Source organism: Ramlibacter lithotrophicus, assembly GCF_012184415.1.
In the GTDB taxonomy this organism is placed as follows: domain Bacteria; phylum Pseudomonadota; class Gammaproteobacteria; order Burkholderiales; family Burkholderiaceae_C; genus Ramlibacter; species Ramlibacter lithotrophicus.
Genome location: NZ_VTOX01000005.1, coordinates 95,367 through 112,627, shown reverse-complemented (window position 1 = coordinate 112,627; position 17,261 = coordinate 95,367). Strand labels below are relative to the sequence as shown.

Below are 17,261 nucleotides of genomic sequence, written 5' to 3'. Positions count from 1 at the left end.
GCGCCGAAAGTTGCCTGCCCTGGTCCAGTGGACGAAAATAAATGCCGAGTTACGCGCCAACTACGCAGAAAAGCCCCCTGACCGTGACAGCCAGGGGGCTTTGTGAGTGGTGCCGGAGAGATGATTCGAACACCCGACCTTCTCATTACGAATGAGCTGCTCTACCGACTGAGCTACACCGGCTGAAGTCCGCGATTATAGCGTGCCAGCGGAAGGGCTCGCCGGCGTCCCCGCAAAAAAGGCGCCAGGGCCGCTGCTCGGCCGGCGGCGGCCGGCGCTGTCGCGCCGGCCCCACTTGCTTGACACTTCAATCATTTAACCGATGTGCCAACCCGGCGCCTCGGTACTAATCCCCGTCCGCGCGCCAGGCGGGGAATCTATACTCGTCGGTTGCGTAGCGCCGTCTGGGGCGCACTACCAAATACATTCAACTCTCTTTTTGGGCGTCCGCCGGACGCAAAGGATTTCACCTTGCAGATCCCCTTCCTCGCCTCACTGGGCCGCGCCGTGGCGCTGGCCCTGCTGCCCGTCGCGATGCTGGTCGCGACCCTGCCTGCCAGCGCGCAGGCCCCGGCAACGCCGGCCGCCAGCGCGGCCGCCGTGGACGCGCCCGCCGCAGCGGCGGCCCCGGCCACCGCCCCGGCCAACGGCGCCAAGAAGAACGGCGACGTCGAGAACCCGTACGGCCTGGAAGCGCTCTGGCGCGGCTCCGACAACATCGCGCGCGGCGTGCTGGTGCTGCTGGCGATCATGAGCGTCGGCAGCTGGTACATCATGATCACCAAGCTGCTCGAGCAGTCCAAGATGCACCGCCACGCGCGCACGATGGACGAGAAGTTCTGGGGCGCGCAGTCGGTGAGCGCCGGCGCCGGGGCGCTGGAGAAGAACAGCGCCTACCGGTTCATCGCCGAGAGCGGCGTGCAGGCCACCACCGACCACGGCGGGCTCAAGAGCCACATCCCGATGAACGAGTGGATTCCCATGAGCATCACCAGTGCGGTGGACCGGGTGCACGCGACGACGCAGGGCGGCCTCGCCTTCCTGGCCACCGTCGGTTCCACCTCGCCGTTCGTCGGCCTGTTCGGCACCGTCTGGGGCATCTACCACGCGCTCACCGCGATCGGCATTTCCGGGCAGGCGTCCATCGACAAGGTGGCCGGCCCGGTCGGCGAGGCGCTGATCATGACCGCCATCGGCCTGGCCGTCGCGATTCCCGCGGTGCTGGGCTACAACTGGCTGGCCCGCCGCAACAAGGCGGTGATGGACGAGGTGCGCGAGTTCAGCGATGAACTCAACGCCGTGATCCTCGGCTCGGCCGGGAAGGCCGCGTAAGCGGCCGCGAGGAGCTCGCCATGGCCATGGCCGTCGGCCCGTCCAGCGGGGACGAGGACGAAGTCATTTCCGCCATCAACACCACGCCCCTCGTGGACGTGATGCTGGTGCTGCTGATCATCTTCCTGATCACCATTCCGGTCGTCACCACGTCGATCCCGGTGCAGCTGCCCAAGGAGCGGGTCGAGGTCCGCGAGACCAAGCCCGAGAACATCATCATCTCGGTGGACAAGGCCGGCGGCATCTACTGGTACGACGCGAAGCTGCCCAACGTCGAGGCCCTCGTGGTCAAGCTGAAGGCGGTGTCGCAGATGAAACCCCAGCCCGAGGTGCAGATCCGGGGCGACCTCACGGCCCGCTACGACGGCGTGGGGCGCATCATGTACGCCTGCCAGCGCGCCGGCATCACCAAGGTCGCCTTCATCACCGAACCGCCGCCCCTGGGCGGTTGAAGCCCCCACGGGCTGTTTGACAGAACAAGGACAACGCACATGGGCCTCAAATCCAGGCGTTTTGGCGCGGGCGATCCCGAAGTCATGATGGACATCAACACCACGCCGCTGATCGACGTGATGCTGGTGCTGCTGGTCATGCTGATCATCACCATTCCGATCCAGCTGCACGCCGTCAACCTCGAGATGCCGGTCGGCGTGCCGCCGGACAACGCGATCAAGCCCGAGAAGGTGCAGATCGACATCGACGACAAGAGCCTCGTCTACTGGCAGGGCCTGCCGGTCAGTGCCGAGGAACTCGACCAGAAGATGACCCTGGTGGCGCAACAGCCGGTGCCGCCCGAGATCCACCTGCGCCCCAACAAGGATGCCCAGTACGCCGTGTTCGCGAACGTGCTGTCCACCACCAAGCGCAAGGGGCTCACCAAGGTCGCCGTGATCGGCAGCGAGCAGTTCGTCCAATGAACGCAGCCACCCTCCACCGACGCCGCTACCGCGGCAGCGACCCCAGGCGCAAGGCCGTGGGCTGGGGAGTCGTGGTCGCCGTCCACGCCTTCATCGGCTGGGCCCTGGTGAGCGGCACCGCCCGCAAGGGCCTGGAACTCATCAAGAAGCCGATGGAAGCAGCGGTGATCCAGGAAGTGATCATCCCGCCGCCGCCACCACCGCCGCCGCCGCCGCCCAAGAAGATCGAGCCGCCCAAGCCCGAGATGCCCAAGGTGGTGGCCCCGCCGCCGCCGTACGTGCCGCCGCCGGAAGTGGCGCCGCCGGTTTCGCAGTCCGCGGTGGCCGTGCAGTCCGTGCCGCTGCCCCCGCCCGCGCCGCACGTGATTGCTCCGCCGCCCCCGCCGGCACCGCCTGCTCCCGCGCCGGCCGCCCCGGCCCGGCAGGACATGACCGTGGCCTGCCCCGACCAGGTCCGCCCGGAGATGCCGCGCCAGGCCCTGCGGGACGGCACCCAGGGGATCGTGAAGGCGCAGGCCGTGATCCGCGACGGGGTGGTCAAGGAGGTCACCATCCTCTCCGGTCCGCGCGTCTACCACGCGCCGGTCCGGACGGCGATGCTGCAGTACAAGTGCGTCAGCGGTGGCGAAGTCATCGCCACCCAGGAGTTCGTCTTCAAGATCGACTGAGCGGCCCCCGCGGTCCCGCAGCGCCGTGCCTTCCCTCGGGAACGCACGGCGCTCGCACGTGGGCCCGTCGGTAGCTCCCTTCCACGGTGTCGACGCTTGACGTATTTGGACAACAGGGGGGTTTCAACGAGGTGACGTCTTGTCACCACTTGTGTAGAAACGCTGTCTCTGAGTGGGGGCGGAGTTTTCTGTTTGCTGGCCGCCTCCATCGCATTTCGCGGGTCATGCAGTACGCGGGGCCTGAACAACAGCAACAGCACTGGAGAAGAAACTTGAAAACAGGCAGACAACAGTTCAGGCAGACGGTGATCGTCCGTGCCCTGATCGCCGCCACCTGCGGCTCGGCCTCGATGATGATCGCCCACCAGGCGATGGCGCAGCAGAGCGGCCAATCGCTGCAGCGGGTCGAAATCACGGGCTCGAACATCCGCCGCGCCGAGGCGGAAACGGCTTCGCCGGTGCAGACCGTGACCCGGGAAGACCTGGAGAAGTCCGGCAAGGCCACCGTCGCCGAATACCTGCAGACGCTGTCCGTCGACAACCAGGGTTCGGTGCCCACCACCTTCGGCAGCGGCTTCGCTTCCGGCGCCTCGGGCATCTCGCTGCGTGGCCTGGGCGCCGCCTCCACCCTGGTGCTGATCAACGGCCGCCGCATCGCTCCGTACGGCCTGGCCGACGACGGGCAGAAGGTGTTCGGCGACCTGAACGTGATCCCGCTGGAAGCGGTGGACCGGGTCGAGATCCTGAAGGACGGCGGCTCGTCGATCTACGGCTCCGACGCGATGGCGGGCGTGGTCAACGTCATCCTGCGCAAGAACTACCGCGGCACGGTGGCCAAGGCGACGTTCGGCCAGTCGCGCTACGGCGACGGCACCGACCGCCGGGTGGCGCTCACCCACGGCTTCGGCGACCCGGATACCCAGGGCTTCAACGTCATCCTGAACCTCGAGATGGCCGACCGTGATGCCATCTACAACCGCGACCGCAAGGGCCGTGGCACCGTGGGCCGCTCCGACCTGCGTCCGGAAGGCTTCGATGCCGAGACGTCCGGCGGTGCCAATGGCGGCACCGGCGCGATCATCGGCGAGCGCGGCGCGGCCGTGAGCTCGGTGGTCGGCAACGTGCGCAACCCGACAAACCTCGAGTACTTCAGCCGCAGCAACACCGGCGCCGGCACGGGCTTCACCCGCACGTTCCCGGGCGCCAACTGCGACGTGATGAGCCGCGGCTATCCCCAGGGCGACCCGGGCGGCGGCTGCCTGACGGACGCCGCGAACGACTACACGCAGATCCAGCCGGACAACAAGACCGTCAACTTCTTCGCGCGCGCCTCGAAGATGCTGAACGCGAACAACGAGGTCTACGGCGAATTCAACTACTACAAGAGCGACTCCCGCTCGCAGACCACGCCGTCGGGCGTGCACAGCTCCACCGGGTACCCGGGCGGCCCGGTCAGCAACGCCGCCGTGGCGCTGGGCGCTTCGCACCCCGACAACCCGTACTTCGGCACGGCGGCGCGCCTGCGCTACCTGGCCACGGACGTCGGGGCGCGCGTGAACAACGTCGAATCGGAGTTCACCCGCCTGGTCGCCGGTGCCAAGGGCACCATGGGCGCCTGGGACTACGACACGGCGTTCCTGTTCTCGCAGAACAAGGTCAACAACGTCCGCAACGGCTTCCTGCAGCGCGACGTCACCTTCGCCCTGCTGAATCCGACGGCCGCCAACGTCGCCGCCGCTACGGCACGCAGCCCCGCCTATGCGGCGCTGCCGGCCGGCAGCGTGTGGCGCATCGCGGAGAACGCCGGGCTGAACTCGTCCGCCCTGTACGCGGCGCTGTCGCCCGATATCTCCAACGACGCCACCAGCCGCACGACCCAGATCGACTTCAAGGTCAACCGCGAACTGGGCAAGCTGGAAGGCGGCCCGATCGGCGTGGCGTTCGGCGCGGAAATCCGCCGCGAGAGCATGGAACTGACGCCCACGACGGGCACCGAGCGCGGCAACATCATCGGCCTGGGGTACTCGGCCTATGAAGGCGCCCGCACGGTGACGGCGGCCTACGGCGAAGCGCTGTTCCCGGTGACCAAGCGCCTGGAACTGAACGCCGCCCTGCGTGCCGACCACTACAGCGACGCCGGCAACTCGGTGACGCCGAAGTTCGGCGCCAAGTTCCGCGCGATGGACAACCTGGCGCTGCGCGGCACCTACGCGCATGCGTTCCGTGCGCCGAGCGCGGCCGAAAACGGCCGTGGCGGCCTGGCGTTCTTCAGCTCGGCGAGCGACCCGACCCGCTGCGCGATGGGCATCCAGATCGCCTGCAACGCGGGCAGCGTCGCCGGCATCACCTCGCCCAACCCGGCCCTCGAGCCGGAAAAGGCGCGCAGCCTGACCCTGGGCGCGGTGTGGGACCTGACGTCCAAGACCAGCCTGGCCGTCGACCTGTGGGAGATCCGCCGCAAGAACGAGATCAACCAGGAGTCGACCCAGTCGGCCGTGGCCGCCGGCCGCGTGTCGCGTGACCCGTCGACGGCCCTGCCGGCCTTCCCGGGCGATCCGGGCGCCATCACGGCGGTGCTGATCAACTACGTGAACTCGAACGAGAGCACCGTGCGCGGCGTCGACTTCGACCTGCGCCATCGCATCGACCTGGCCGGCCAGGGCGGTCGCCTGAACTTCGGCGCCCTGTGGACGCACCTGTTCAAGTGGCAGCGCACGGAGAAGGACGGCACGACGTACGAGTGGGCGGGCACGATCGGCAACCACGACGTCACCAACGCCACCGGCACGCCCAAGGACCGGATCAACCTGAGCGTCGGCTGGGACGTGGGCCGCTGGAAGCTGGGCGCGGTGGCCAACTACCGCGGCTCGCTGATCAACAAGTTCGCCAAGGACGATGCCGATTGTGCTTCGCACTACGCGAACGGCAACGACGCGCCCGGCGGCTGCCGGATCGCTTCCTTCACGACCGTGGACCTGTCGGTGCGCTACAAGCTGCGCGACAAGACGGAGATCTTCGGCGGCGTGGCGAACGTGTTCGACCGCATCCCGCCGCTGGACCCGATCACCTACGGCGCCGTGAGCTACAACCCGCTCGACTACCGTGGCGCGGTTGGCCGCTTCTACAGCGTCGGGGTGCGCCACCAGTTCTGATCGGCGCCGCCTGAACGAAAAACCACCGCTTCGGCGGTGGTTTTTTTTCGGGTGCGCGGGCCGCGGCGCGGTGGGGCGCTTGCCGTCTTCAGCAGGGGGCGAACAGGAGCGCCGCCAGCCGGTCCACGTTCACGGGCTTGGTGAAGGCGTGGTCGAAGACGCCGCTGGACTGGTGGAGCGCCACCTCGGCGACGCCGCCGGACAAGGCGATCAGCACCGGGCAGGCCCGGTCGGCCAGGCGCCGTATCTCCGTGGCCACTTCGGCCCCGTCCATGTCGGGCAGCCCCAGATCGAGCAGCACGGCGTCGTGCTGCTGCGCCAGCGCCAGGGCCAGTCCGGAACGGCCGTCGAAGGCCACTTCAACGGTCAGGTCGGCTTGCCTGAGCTCCAGCACCGCGGCCAGCATCCGGGCGGAGTCGCGGTGGTCGTCGATGATCAGCAGTCGCCCGCATTTCACGGGTGAATACTACCCCCGGCAGCCTGCAGCGCGGTGGACAATGGCGCCATCCAGCATGAGGCTTCACGATTTCCTCGACCAGGCCCGAGAGCGGATTCTTGCCGAATCCGTCGCGTACGCGGCCACCTTGCCAGTGCTAGGCGGTGAATCGCTGGAGGCGCTGCGAGACCACCTGCCGCTGGTGCTCGATGCCATCGCGCGCGACCTCGAGCAACCGCAAAGCCGGGCCCAGTCGATCGCCAAGTCGCAAGGGCTCGGCCCGGCGACCGGCGCGGAAAGCGCGGCCCAGACCCACGGCGCGCTGCGCGCACGCAGCGGCCTCACCATCGAACAGCTGGTGGCCGAATACCGCGTGCTGCGGTCCAGCGTGCTGCGGCTGTGGGCTGACGCGGCCGAGCCCGACGAGCACGTCCTGGCCGACACCATGCGCTTCAACGAGGCGATCGACCAGGCCGTCGCGGAGTCGGTGGCCTTCCACGCGGCGGAGCTGGAGCGCTGGCGTGCCATCTTCCTGGGCGTGCTGGGGCACGACCTGCGCGGACCGCTCAACGCGATGCTGCTCACCGCCGAAGTGCTGCGGCAGGAGGTCACCGGCGCCGCGGCCATGCACGCGCAGGCACTGCTGCGCAACGGCCGGCGGCTCGAGGCGCTGCTCGATTCCCTGCTCGAATACAACAAGTCCAGGCTCGGCGTCGGGATGGCGATCGACCGCAGCCGGGTGGACGTGGCGCACCTCTGCCGGCAGGAGGTGCGGCTGCTTCACGACGCGCTGCCCGACGTGGCGATCGTGTTCGATGCGAAGGGCGACACGAACGGCGATTTCGACGGCTCGCGGGTACGCGAAGCGCTGGCCAACCTGGTGTTCAATGCCGCGCAGCACAGCACGCCGGCGGGCACGCCGATCACGATCACGCTGCGCGACCGAGGCGACGCCGTCGAAGTCTCGACCGAGAACGAGAGCGACCCGATACCGCCCGACGTGCTGCAAGGCCTGTTCGAACCGCTGCGGCGCCGCTCGGCCGGCGCGGGCGGCTCGCGCCGCAATCTCGGACTCGGCCTGTTCATCGTGCGCGAGATCGCCCGGGCCCACGGCGGCGACGCGAGCGTGGCGATGACGGGACGGCGGGTCCGCTTCACCATCGTCCTGCCCAAGGCGGCGCCGGCAGGGTGAGGCCGCGCCGGCGCGGCGCGGGAGTCGATCGGCGCAGGACCGCGGCGCCGTCAGCCGTACAGCCAGCAGGCCGCCCGCGACGCGCCGGCCTCCAGCAGCGGCGGGACCTCGCGCGGGCAGCGCTCGAACGCCTGGGGGCACCGGGTGCGGAACACGCAGCCCGAAGGCGGATCGAGCGGCGACGGCAATTCGCTCGGCAACACCTGGATCGCCTTCGCCCGTTCGCGGCGCGGGTCCGCCAGCGGCACGGCCGACAGCAGCGCCCGGGTGTACGGGTGCTTCGGGTCGGCGTACAGCGCCTGCTTGGGTGCGATTTCCATCGTGCGGCCCAGGTACATCACCAGGATGCGCTGGCTCACGTGCTTCACCACCGCCAGGTCGTGCGCAATGAAGATCAGCGCCAGGCCCAGCTCGCGCTGCAGGTCCTGCAGCAGGTTGATGATCTGCGCCTGGATCGAGACGTCCAGCGCCGAGACCGGCTCGTCGCAGACGATCAGGCGCGGCTTGAGGATCAGGGCGCGGGCGATGCCGATGCGCTGGCACTGGCCGCCGGAAAACTCGTGCGGATAGCGATAGAGATGCGTCTCGGACAGGCCGACCCTGCCCAGCATCTCCTTCACCTGGCGCAGCACCTCGTCCCCCGGCAGCTGCGGCTGGTGCGTGCGCAGCGGCTCGCCGATGATCTGCGCCACGTTCATGCGCGGATTCAGCGAGGCCAGCGGGTCCTGGAACACCATCTGCACGCTGCGCCGCACCTGCTGCCAGTCGTCGCGGCTGGCGCCTTTCATGTCGCGGCCCATCCAGGCGATGTCGCCGGACGTGGCGGGGATCAGGTTCAGCAGGGCGCGGGCGAGGGTGGACTTGCCGCAGCCAGATTCGCCGACGATGCCCAGCGTCTCGCCCGGCTGCAGGTCGAAGGTGACTCCATCGACGGCCTTGAGGGTGCGATGCTGCGGGAACAGGCCGCCTTCGCCGCGCACCTTGAAGTGAACCCGCAGGTCACGCACCGAGAGCAGCGCGGCGCTCATGGCTGCACCCTCGCGGCCTGGGCGGCGACGAACCCGGCCTCGGCATGGCAGGCGCGCAGCACCGGCGCCGCGCTGCCGGCGTCGACGAGGGGCGGGCGGTCCGTCAAGCAGCGCTCCTGCGCGAAGGTGCAGCGCTCGCTGAACGGGCAGCCGGCCGGCAGGCGGGCCATGTTGGGCGGAACGCCCGGGATGGCGACCAGGCGCTCGCCCTCGTGGTCGAGCTTGGGCACGGCGCCCAGCAGCCCCAGCGTGTATGGGTGCGTGGGCTGGTAGAAGATGCTCTCGGCGCTGCCGCGTTCCATGATGCGGCCGCCGTACAGCACCATCACGTCGTCGCAGAGGCCGGCGACGACGCCCAGGTCGTGCGTGATCAGGATGATGGCGGTGCCGAAGTCGCGCTGCAGGTCGCGCAGCAGCGCGATGATCTGCGCCTGCACCGTGACGTCCAGCGCCGTGGTCGGCTCGTCGGCGATCAGCACGTCGGGCTCGCACATCAGCGCCATGGCGATCATGATGCGCTGGCGCATGCCGCCCGAGAACTCGTGCGGATAGCGGCGGATGCGGCGGGCAGCGTCCGGAATCCGCACCGCCTCCAGCGCCGCGATGGCGCGGGTGCGGGCCGCCGACCGAGACAGGCCCTGGTGCAGTTCCAGCACCTCCGTCATCTGCCGCTCCACCGTCAGGTATGGATTGAGCGACGTCATCGGGTCCTGGAAGATCATCGCCATGCGGTCGCCGCGGATCCGATTGAGCGCCGCGGTGGGCATCGCCAGCAGGTCCTCGCCGCGGAACAGGGCGCGTCCGCTCGCGCGGCCGTTGGCGGCGAGCAGGCCCATCAGGGCCAGCATGCTCTGGCTCTTGCCGGAGCCGCTCTCGCCGACGATGCCCAGCGTCTGGCCGCGCTCGAGATGGAAGCTGAGACCGTTGACGGCCGTGATTTCGCCGTCCTCGGTCTTGAAGCGAACGGCCAGGTCGTCGACGGCCAGCAGGCTGTCCGCCGTCATGCGAGGCGCTCCTTGGGATCCAGCGCGTCGCGCAAGCCGTCACCGATGAAGTTGAAGCAATACAGCGCCGTGGACAGCATCGCCGCCGGGAACAGCAGCATCCAGGGCGCCACTTCCATCACGCTCGTGCCGTCCTCGATCAGCACGCCCCAGCTGGTCATGGGCTCCTGGATGCCCAGGCCCAGGAACGACAGCACGGACTCGGTAAGGATCACCCCCGGCACGGTGACGGTGGTGTAGATGACGACCACGCCCAGCAGGTTGGGCACGATGTGGGCGAAGATGATGCGCCGGGTCGGCACGCCGATCGATCGCGCCGCCTCCACGAACTCCATGTTGCGCAGCGACAGCGTCTGGCCGCGGACGACGCGCGCCATGTCCATCCAGGAAAAGGCGGTGATCGCCAGCACGACCAGGTAGAACTCGCGCCCGAGGATGGTCACCAGCAGGATCGCGATCAGCAGGTAGGGGATCGCATACATCATGTCGACGATGCGCATCATGAAGCTGTCGACCTTGCCGCCGACGAAGCCGGCGGTCGCGCCCCAGGCGATCCCCAGCGCGACCGAGGCCAGCGTCGCGAGCACGCCCACCATCAGGGAGATCCGGCCGCCGATCAGGCAGCGCACCAGCAGGTCGCGTCCCGATTCGTCGGTGCCCCACCAGTGCATGTTCTTCCAGGTCGGCGGCAGCGACATCGCGTCCCAGTCGGCCGAATCGAATTCGTGCGGCAGCAGGAAGGGCCCGACGATGCAGGCGAGGGCGATGAAGGCCAGGATCGCCAGGCTGGCGACGGCTGCCTTGTTGCGCATGAAGCGGGTGCGCGCGTCGCGCCACGGGCTGCGGCCCGGCGTGGGGACCGCCGCCCGTTCGAGCTGGTCCGCCAGGGCCTGGCGCCGGGTGGAGGTCATCATGAGTAGCGGATCTTGGGGTCGAGCGCCGCATACGCGAGGTCGACCAGCAGGTTGAGCAGCACGGCCAGCAGCGTGATCAGCACGACCAGCCCCAGGACCAGGGTGTAGTCGCGGTTGCCGGCGCCGTTGACGATCAATTTGCCCAGGCCGGGCAGCGAGAACACGGTCTCGGTCACCAGCGCAGCCGTGATCGAGGAGATGGCCAGCGGGCTGAGGACCGAGACCACCGGCAGCAGCGCCGGCTTCAGCGCGTGGCGCAAGACGACTACGCGGGTCGGCAGGCCCTTGGCGCGGGCCGTGCGGATGAAGTTGCTGTGCAGCACCTCGATCAGGCTGCCGCGCATGACGCGCGCGATCGTCGCCACGTTGATCAGGGTGAGCAGGGCCACCGGCATGATCATGAACCTGGGGGCGAAGGCGTCCCAGCCGCCGGCCGGCAGCCAGTGCAGCCAGAGGGCGAAGACCAGGATCATCACCGGGCCGATCACGAACGACGGGACGACGCTGCCCAGGTTGCCGACCAGCATCACGCCGTAGTCGGCCGCGCTGTTCTGGCGCAGCGCGGCGGCGGTGCCCAGGCCGACGCCGATGACGAAGGACAGCGCGAGCGCGGTGCCGCCAATCGCCAGCGACACCGGCAAGGCGTTGGCGACCAGTTCGTTCACCGACCAGTCGGCGTAGCGGAACGAGGCGCCCAGGTCGCCCTGCAGCAGGTTGCCCAGGTAGTGCAGGTACTGCTGCCACAGCGGCTGGTCGAGGTGGTACTTGGCCTGCAGGTTGGCCAGTACCGCGGCGGAGACGACCCGCTCGCTGTCGAACGGGCCGCCGGGCGCGGCGTGCACCAGCAGGTAGCTGACGGTGATGACCGCCAGCAGCGTGGGAATCGTCGCCAGCAGGCGACGCAAGGTGTAGGACCACATGGCGAGCTCTCCTGCGCCCGCGCCGGGCTGGGGTCAGGCCCTTGCGGGCCGGCGCGGCCGGTGGGGGTGCATCAATGCTTGATGATGTACAGGTCCTTGCTGCGGAACCGGTCCTGGGCGTTTTCCAGCGAATACCCGCCGACGTACGACTTGACCAGCCGCGGCAGCGAGTACTGCAGCAGCGGGATCATCGGGTAGTCTTCCATGATCATCTTCGAGGCCTGCGTCAGCAACGCCTTGCGCTTGGCCTGGTCGGTCTGCTGCGTGCCCTGCACGATCAGGTCCTCGGCCTTGCGGTTGCAGTTGAAGTTGTTGTTCTGGTCCGAGTCGCAGCGCACCAGCGCCAGGAAGGTCGTCGCGTCGTTGTAATCCGCCAGCCAGCCGTTGCGGGCGATCTGGAACTGCCCGTCGTGGCGCTTCTTGAGCAGCACCTTGAACTCCATCGCCTCCAGTTCCACCTGGATGCCCAGCTTGGTCTTCCACTCGGAGGCCGCGAAGATCGCCATCTTCTTGTGGTACTCGCTGGTGTTGTACGAGAACGTGTACTTCGTCCCCGGCTGCACCCCGGCCTGCTGCAGCAGCGCCTTGGCTTCCTGCACCTTCTTCGCCATGGGCCAGGTGGCCCATTCGTAGTCGGTCACGTCCGCGCCTTCGACGCCCTTGACCATGAGGCTGTAGGAGGGCGTCTGGCCGTCGGCCGTGATGCGCTGGGCCAGGATGTCGCGATCGATCACCATCGACAGCGCCTTGCGCACCCGCACGTCCTTGAACGCCGGGTTCTGGTTCTGCAGCGAGTAATAGCGCAGGCCGATCATCGGCGCGTTGCGGATCTCCTTGGGGTACTGCTGCTTGTACTTCTCGTAGGTGCCGGGCGGCAGCTGGTAGACCCACTCGTTCTGGCCCGACTCGTAGAGCTTGACGTCGGCGTTGCCGTCCTCGACCGGCAGGTAGGTGACGCGCGTGAGCTGCACGTTCTTCGCATCCCAGTACTGCGGGTTCTTCTCGATCACCACCTTGCTGTTGACCAGCCATTCCTTGAGCACGTACGCGCCGTTGCTCACCAGGTTGCCGGGCTTGGTCCAGTCCTTGCCGTGCTTCTCCAGCGACGCCTGGTGCACCGGTCCCAGGTTGTTGTTGGACATCAGGCTGGGCAGGAAGGAAACGGGGAAGGCCGTCTTCACTTCCAGCGTGTGCTTGTCGACGGCCTTCACGCCGATCTGCGCCGGCGGCTTCTTGCCCAGGGCGACGTCCTGGCCGTTGGCGAGGAAGACGCCGAAGGTCGCGGCATAGGTGGACGCGGTCTTCGGATCGACGAAGCGGCGGATGCCGTAGACGAAGTCCTGCGCCGTCACCGGGTCGCCGTTGGACCATTTCGCGTTCTGGCGCAGCTTGAAGACCCAGGTGAGGGGGTCGGTCTGCTTCCAGCTCTCGGCCACGCCCGGAACGATCTTGCCGTTGCTGTCGTTGGCGGTGAGGCCCTCGAACAGGTCGCGCGTGAGGTTGTTGGCGCCGACCGATTCGGCCAGCGCCGGGTCCAGCGTTTCGGGTTCCGAGCCGTTGTTGCGCACCAGCGTCTGGGTCGGGTGGAGCTGGACACCCGGCGGGACCACGGCGGCGCCGGCGGGCCAGGCGAGGGCGATGCCGAGCGCGATGGCGGCAAGGTGGGACAGGGGAGCGTGGTGCATGGTCGATTCCTCGGTGCCGATTCTCATTGTTTGGGCAGCCTGGCGGTGTCGACGTCGACGTAGCGCCAGAACTCGCGGGCGTTGGGATGCCGTTTGTACCCCACCAGCCAGGGCTGCATCAGGTCGGTGCCGATGCGGTGGGTGCGCACCTTGTAAGGCATGTACGCCACCAGGATGCGGACCGCGTCCTGGATCACCTTGTCGCGCTCGGGCCCGTCGGGCATCTGGCTCTGCTTCTGGTACAGCTCGTCGAACTGCTTGTTGGAAAAGCGCGCGAGGTTGCCCTGGCCCCAGGCCTTGCTGTAGCCGCGCTCCAGCACCGGGCCGCTGTCGGGGCTGCTGGCCGAGAGGCCCACGCCCCACATCATCAGCTTGCCGGCGCGGGCGGCCTTCAGCTGCTCGGGCCACTTGCCGATGCGGAACACGATCCGGATTCCGACGGCGTCCAGGTTCTTCTTGAGGACTTCATCGAGTTCGCGGTAGTCGGCGGTGCCCAGCGTCTCGTACTCCAGCACCAGCGGCTGGCCGTCCGGCTGGTCGCGCCAGCCGTCCCCGTCCCTGTCCACGTAGCCGAACATGTCCAGCAGCGCGACGGCCCGGGCCCGGTCGTGCGTGCCCATCTCGGAGCGGAACTGCGGATCGAAGCTGCCGGTGTTGGGCATCACGAAGCCCTGGGCCACGATCGCCTGGCCGCGCCGCGGCAGCCGCACTTCCTCTTCGCTGTTGTAGGCGAGGTTGATCGCCCGCCGCAGCGCCACCTTCTCCGGCGTGTAGCCGCCCACCAGCGGGTGGTCCATCCGGAAGAAGAACATCGTGATGTCCGACAGCGGGACCCGCTCCATCTGGATTCCGCGCCTGGCGAGGTTGGGCGCCAGCTTGTTGTTCGGGATGGCGTGCGTCGCGAAGTTCTGCGGCAGCCGCTCCATCAGGTCGTGTTCGCCGTTCAGGAACGACAGCCAGCGCGGCTGCGGCTCGTCGATGATCGACACGACCACCTTGTCCAGCAGCGGCAGCCGCTTGCCCTTCATCCGGGCGGCGATCGCCACCGACTCCGGGTCCTTCGGGTCCGGTTGCTCGTCGTAGAACTCCTCGCGGTAGTTCGGGTTGCGCACCAGCGTGATCCTGGAGGAGCGCTGCCACTCGGCCAGCATGAAGGCGCCGGTGCCCACCGGGTGCTCCATGATCTGGTCGCCATACTTCTCCACCACCTCCCGCGCCATGATCCCCAGGATCCCCGGGTCGGAGAGCGTGTGGATGAACCGGGGGCGCGGCTGCTCCAGCCGGAACTGCACCGTGTAGCGGTCCAGAGCCCGCAGGCCCTCGATCTCGGTGTCGTAGTCGAAGCTGCCGTTCGCCTGCGCCTTCCTGCGCAGGTCGTCCATGCCCAGGATCTTCTCCTCCTGCAGGCCGCTCAGGCTCGGGCTCTTGGTCTTCGGGTCGAAGATGCGCTTGTAGGTGTAGACGACGTCCTGTGCCGTCACCTCGCGCTTCCTGCCGCCGAACGCCGGGTCGTCGGCGAAGTGGATGCCGCGACGCAGCGTGACGGTGTAGGTGCGGAAGTCCGCCGAGACCGCCGGCATGCCTTGCGCCAGGTTCGGCTTGATCCGCGCCGGCCGCGACAGGTAGTCGTATCCGTACAGCGCGTCGAAGATGTTGGCCGTGATGATGCGGGAATACAGGTCCGACAGCTGCGGCGGATCGAATCCGGTCTCGGCGACGGGAAACGCGTAGCGCAGCACCTTCTCGGGCGGGGGGGCGGCAGTCTGGGCCAGGGCGGGCGCGATAGCACCCCAGGCCAGGCACAGGCTGGTGGCCAGTGCCCAGTGGCTCTTGATCATTCTTGGAAACACCAATACGGGAAACTTGAAGCCGCAAGCATAATGCCCGCCCTGAAGCCTGCCACGAGCGGTTTCCCCTAAGGTGCCGGACCGGGCGCCGAGGGACCCAAGAAAGTCCTGGATGTTCTCTTACCTCTTGCGGCGGATCCTGCAGATGATCCCCACCCTGGCCGGCGTGATCCTGCTGGTGTTCTTCCTCTTCAAGTATTTCGGCGGCGACCCGGCCGAGATTCTCGGGGGCCTGCAGGCTTCGGCGGAACAGATCGAGTCCATCCGCACCCAGCTGGGGCTGAACAAGCCGGTCGTCGAGCAGCTCTGGCTGTTTGTGACCAAGGTCGCCACTTTCGACTGGGGCCGCAGCTGGGCGACCAACGAGGCGGTCTCCAACATCTTCGTCACGCGCCTGCCCGCCACGCTCACGATCATGATCCCGATCCTGGTGCTGGAAGTGGTGCTCGCGATCGCCGCCGGCATGGCCGTGGCTTACGTGCGTGGCAGCCTCACCGACCGCGCGGTGATGATCATCTCCACGGTGGCCCTGTCGATCAGCTTCCTGGTGTACGTGATCATCGGCCAGTACGTGTTCGCGTTCCGGCTCGGCTGGTTCCCTGTCCAGGGCTGGAGCCACAGCGTCTGGACCAACCTCCTGGTCTATGCGCCGCTGCCCGTGCTGCTGGCCGTGCTGGTCAGCCTGGCGCCGCAGACCCGCCTGTACCGCAGCTTCTTCCTGGACGAGATCGGCCACGACTACGTGCGCACGGCCCGCGCCAAGGGCGTTCCCGAGCGGACGATCCTGTTCAAGCACGTCCTGCGCAACGCGATGATCCCGATCCTCACCAACGTCGCCACCCAGTTGCCCGGCGTCTTCATCGGCTCCTTCCTGATCGAGGTGTTCTTCTCGGTGCCCGGCCTCGGGCGCGAGGTGTACCAGGCCGTAGGACGCAGCGACTACCCGGTGATCCAGGCCGTGACGATCTACCTGGCGGCCCTGACGATGGTGATCAACCTCGTGACCGACGTCCTCTACAAGTTCGTCGACCCGCGGGTGGTGCTCAAGTGAGCGCCGTTCCTCCGGTGCCGGGCGCCGCGCCCGAGATCATGCCCCCGGCCACTGGCTCCGCCCCTACGCTGGCCGCGCTGCCGAAGTCGCCCGGCGTCTGGATGCAGGCCTGGATCCGCCTGCGCCGCGACCGTGTCGGCATGGTGTCGCTGGTGGTGGTGGCCCTGTTCCTCGCGCTGGTGCTGCTGGCGCAGTTCGGGGTGCTGGCCGACGGCTGGCAGCGCGAGGTGGGCGAGCCGTTCGCGCCGCCGCACGTGGTGGGCGCCGACGCGCGGCAGGAAGTCGCCGTCGCGCAGAAGCAGCCGCCCAACGTCGACCTGTCCGACGTGGACCCGCTGGCGCCGCGCTATGCCGAATGGGCCAGGCGGGCATCCGAAGTGAAGACCGTCGTCGTGGAGCGCGCGCCGACGCTGGCGTTCGGCGGCGACCGGCTGGGCCGCGACGTGCTGGACAAGGCGATCAAGGGGGCGCAGGTCTCCATCCTCGTGGGCATCGCCGCGGCGCTGCTGGCGACGCTGATCGGCACGGTGCTGGGAGCGCTGGGCGGCTACTTTGGCGGGAAGACCGGCGACTTCCTCGAGTGGGTCTACAACGTCTTCACCTCGGTGCCCTACATCCTGCTGATCTTCGCGCTGGCGGCGGTGTTCAAGTCCGGCCCGCTCGCCAAGACCTTCTCCAGCGGCATCATGCCGGTGGTGATCATCCTGGGCGTGGTCGGCTGGACCGGCATCTACCGGCTGGTGCGCGCCGAGTACATGAAGCACCGTTCGCGCGAGTACGTGCGCGCGGCGGAGGCGATCGGCGCCGGGCACGGCGCGCGCATGTTCGGGCACATCCTGCCCAACGTGAGCCACGTGGTGCTGGTGCAGATGAGCCTGCACGTCGTCGGCTTCATCAAGGCCGAAGTGATCCTTTCCTTCCTGGGCATGGGCGTTCCGATCGACATGGTCAGCTGGGGCACCATGCTGGCCGAAGCCCAGACCGAGCTGGTGCTGGGCAAGTGGTGGCAGCTGGCCACCGCCACCGCGTTCATGGCGACCTTCGTCACGGCGTTCGCGTTGCTGACCGACGCGCTGCGCGACGCCATGGACCCGAAACTGCGTTGACGAGGCCTC

At 68.2% G+C, this 17,261-nt stretch carries 15 protein-coding genes and 1 tRNA gene; 8 read left to right on the top strand and 8 right to left on the bottom strand.

Annotated elements, in window-relative coordinates:
* Positions 1-107: 107 nt before the first annotated feature.
* A tRNA-Thr gene (locus RAMLITH_RS15080) sits at positions 108-183 on the bottom strand.
* A gap of 288 nt (positions 184-471) precedes the next feature.
* Between RAMLITH_RS15080 and RAMLITH_RS15075 the strand changes: the two genes are divergently transcribed.
* From RAMLITH_RS15075 to RAMLITH_RS15055, 5 genes are all read left to right on the top strand, one after another.
* Positions 472-1,332 (top strand): MotA/TolQ/ExbB proton channel family protein, encoded by an 861-nt coding sequence (locus RAMLITH_RS15075; RefSeq protein WP_238344216.1) that lies wholly within the window; start codon positions 472-474, stop codon positions 1,330-1,332.
* A 20-nt stretch (positions 1,333-1,352) separates the two neighbouring features.
* A complete protein-coding gene (locus RAMLITH_RS15070) occupies positions 1,353-1,784 on the top strand; it encodes an ExbD/TolR family protein (protein WP_168108256.1) in 432 nt (143 codons plus the stop codon).
* A gap of 39 nt (positions 1,785-1,823) precedes the next feature.
* Positions 1,824-2,249, top strand: a complete 426-nt coding sequence (locus tag RAMLITH_RS15065) for an ExbD/TolR family protein (protein WP_168108255.1) — start codon at positions 1,824-1,826, stop codon at positions 2,247-2,249.
* Positions 2,246-2,917, top strand: a complete 672-nt coding sequence (locus tag RAMLITH_RS15060; protein ID WP_168108254.1) for an energy transducer TonB — start codon at positions 2,246-2,248, stop codon at positions 2,915-2,917. The genes RAMLITH_RS15065 and RAMLITH_RS15060 overlap by 4 nt, the downstream gene beginning before the upstream one ends.
* A 272-nt stretch (positions 2,918-3,189) precedes the next feature.
* Positions 3,190-6,069, top strand: a complete 2,880-nt coding sequence (locus RAMLITH_RS15055; RefSeq protein ID WP_168108253.1) for a TonB-dependent receptor plug domain-containing protein — start codon at positions 3,190-3,192, stop codon at positions 6,067-6,069.
* A gap of 88 nt (positions 6,070-6,157) precedes the next feature.
* Here RAMLITH_RS15055 and RAMLITH_RS15050 read toward each other — a convergent pair whose 3' ends face one another.
* Positions 6,158-6,526 (bottom strand): response regulator, encoded by a 369-nt coding sequence (locus RAMLITH_RS15050; RefSeq protein WP_168108252.1) that lies wholly within the window; start codon positions 6,524-6,526, stop codon positions 6,158-6,160.
* 55 nt (positions 6,527-6,581) lie between these two features.
* Between RAMLITH_RS15050 and RAMLITH_RS15045 the strand changes: the two genes are divergently transcribed.
* Positions 6,582-7,697: a sensor histidine kinase gene (locus RAMLITH_RS15045; RefSeq protein ID WP_168108251.1), complete on the top strand. Its 1,116-nt coding sequence runs from the start codon at positions 6,582-6,584 to the stop codon at positions 7,695-7,697.
* Positions 7,698-7,747: 50 nt separating this feature from the next.
* Here RAMLITH_RS15045 and RAMLITH_RS15040 read toward each other — a convergent pair whose 3' ends face one another.
* The 6 genes from RAMLITH_RS15040 to RAMLITH_RS15015 form a co-directional block, all read right to left on the bottom strand.
* Complete coding sequence (locus tag RAMLITH_RS15040) at positions 7,748-8,725, bottom strand: ABC transporter ATP-binding protein (protein WP_168108250.1); 978 nt, start codon at positions 8,723-8,725, stop codon at positions 7,748-7,750.
* Complete coding sequence (locus RAMLITH_RS15035) at positions 8,722-9,729, bottom strand: ABC transporter ATP-binding protein (RefSeq protein ID WP_168108249.1); 1,008 nt, start codon at positions 9,727-9,729, stop codon at positions 8,722-8,724. Before RAMLITH_RS15035 ends, RAMLITH_RS15040 begins: the two co-directional genes overlap by 4 nt.
* The gene (locus tag RAMLITH_RS15030) at positions 9,726-10,640 is read right to left on the bottom strand and encodes an ABC transporter permease (protein ID WP_202883277.1); all 915 of its coding nucleotides are present in this window, start codon (positions 10,638-10,640) and stop codon (positions 9,726-9,728) included. The genes RAMLITH_RS15035 and RAMLITH_RS15030 overlap by 4 nt, the downstream gene beginning before the upstream one ends.
* Positions 10,640-11,563 (bottom strand): oligopeptide ABC transporter permease OppB, encoded by a 924-nt coding sequence (oppB, locus tag RAMLITH_RS15025; RefSeq protein WP_168108247.1) that lies wholly within the window; start codon positions 11,561-11,563, stop codon positions 10,640-10,642. The genes RAMLITH_RS15030 and oppB overlap by 1 nt, the downstream gene beginning before the upstream one ends.
* A gap of 71 nt (positions 11,564-11,634) precedes the next feature.
* Positions 11,635-13,248, bottom strand: a complete 1,614-nt coding sequence (locus RAMLITH_RS15020; protein WP_168108246.1) for a peptide ABC transporter substrate-binding protein — start codon at positions 13,246-13,248, stop codon at positions 11,635-11,637.
* A gap of 23 nt (positions 13,249-13,271) precedes the next feature.
* Complete coding sequence (locus RAMLITH_RS15015) at positions 13,272-15,086, bottom strand: ABC transporter substrate-binding protein (RefSeq protein WP_168108245.1); 1,815 nt, start codon at positions 15,084-15,086, stop codon at positions 13,272-13,274.
* 121 nt (positions 15,087-15,207) lie between these two features.
* On the opposite strand from RAMLITH_RS15015, the gene RAMLITH_RS15010 reads away from it, so the two are divergent.
* On the top strand, positions 15,208-16,146 hold the full coding sequence (locus RAMLITH_RS15010) for an ABC transporter permease (RefSeq protein ID WP_168108244.1): 939 nt from the start codon (positions 15,208-15,210) through the stop codon (positions 16,144-16,146).
* A gap of 38 nt (positions 16,147-16,184) precedes the next feature.
* Positions 16,185-17,252 (top strand): ABC transporter permease, encoded by a 1,068-nt coding sequence (locus tag RAMLITH_RS15005; RefSeq protein WP_168108444.1) that lies wholly within the window; start codon positions 16,185-16,187, stop codon positions 17,250-17,252.
* The last annotated feature ends 9 nt before the right edge of the window (positions 17,253-17,261 follow it).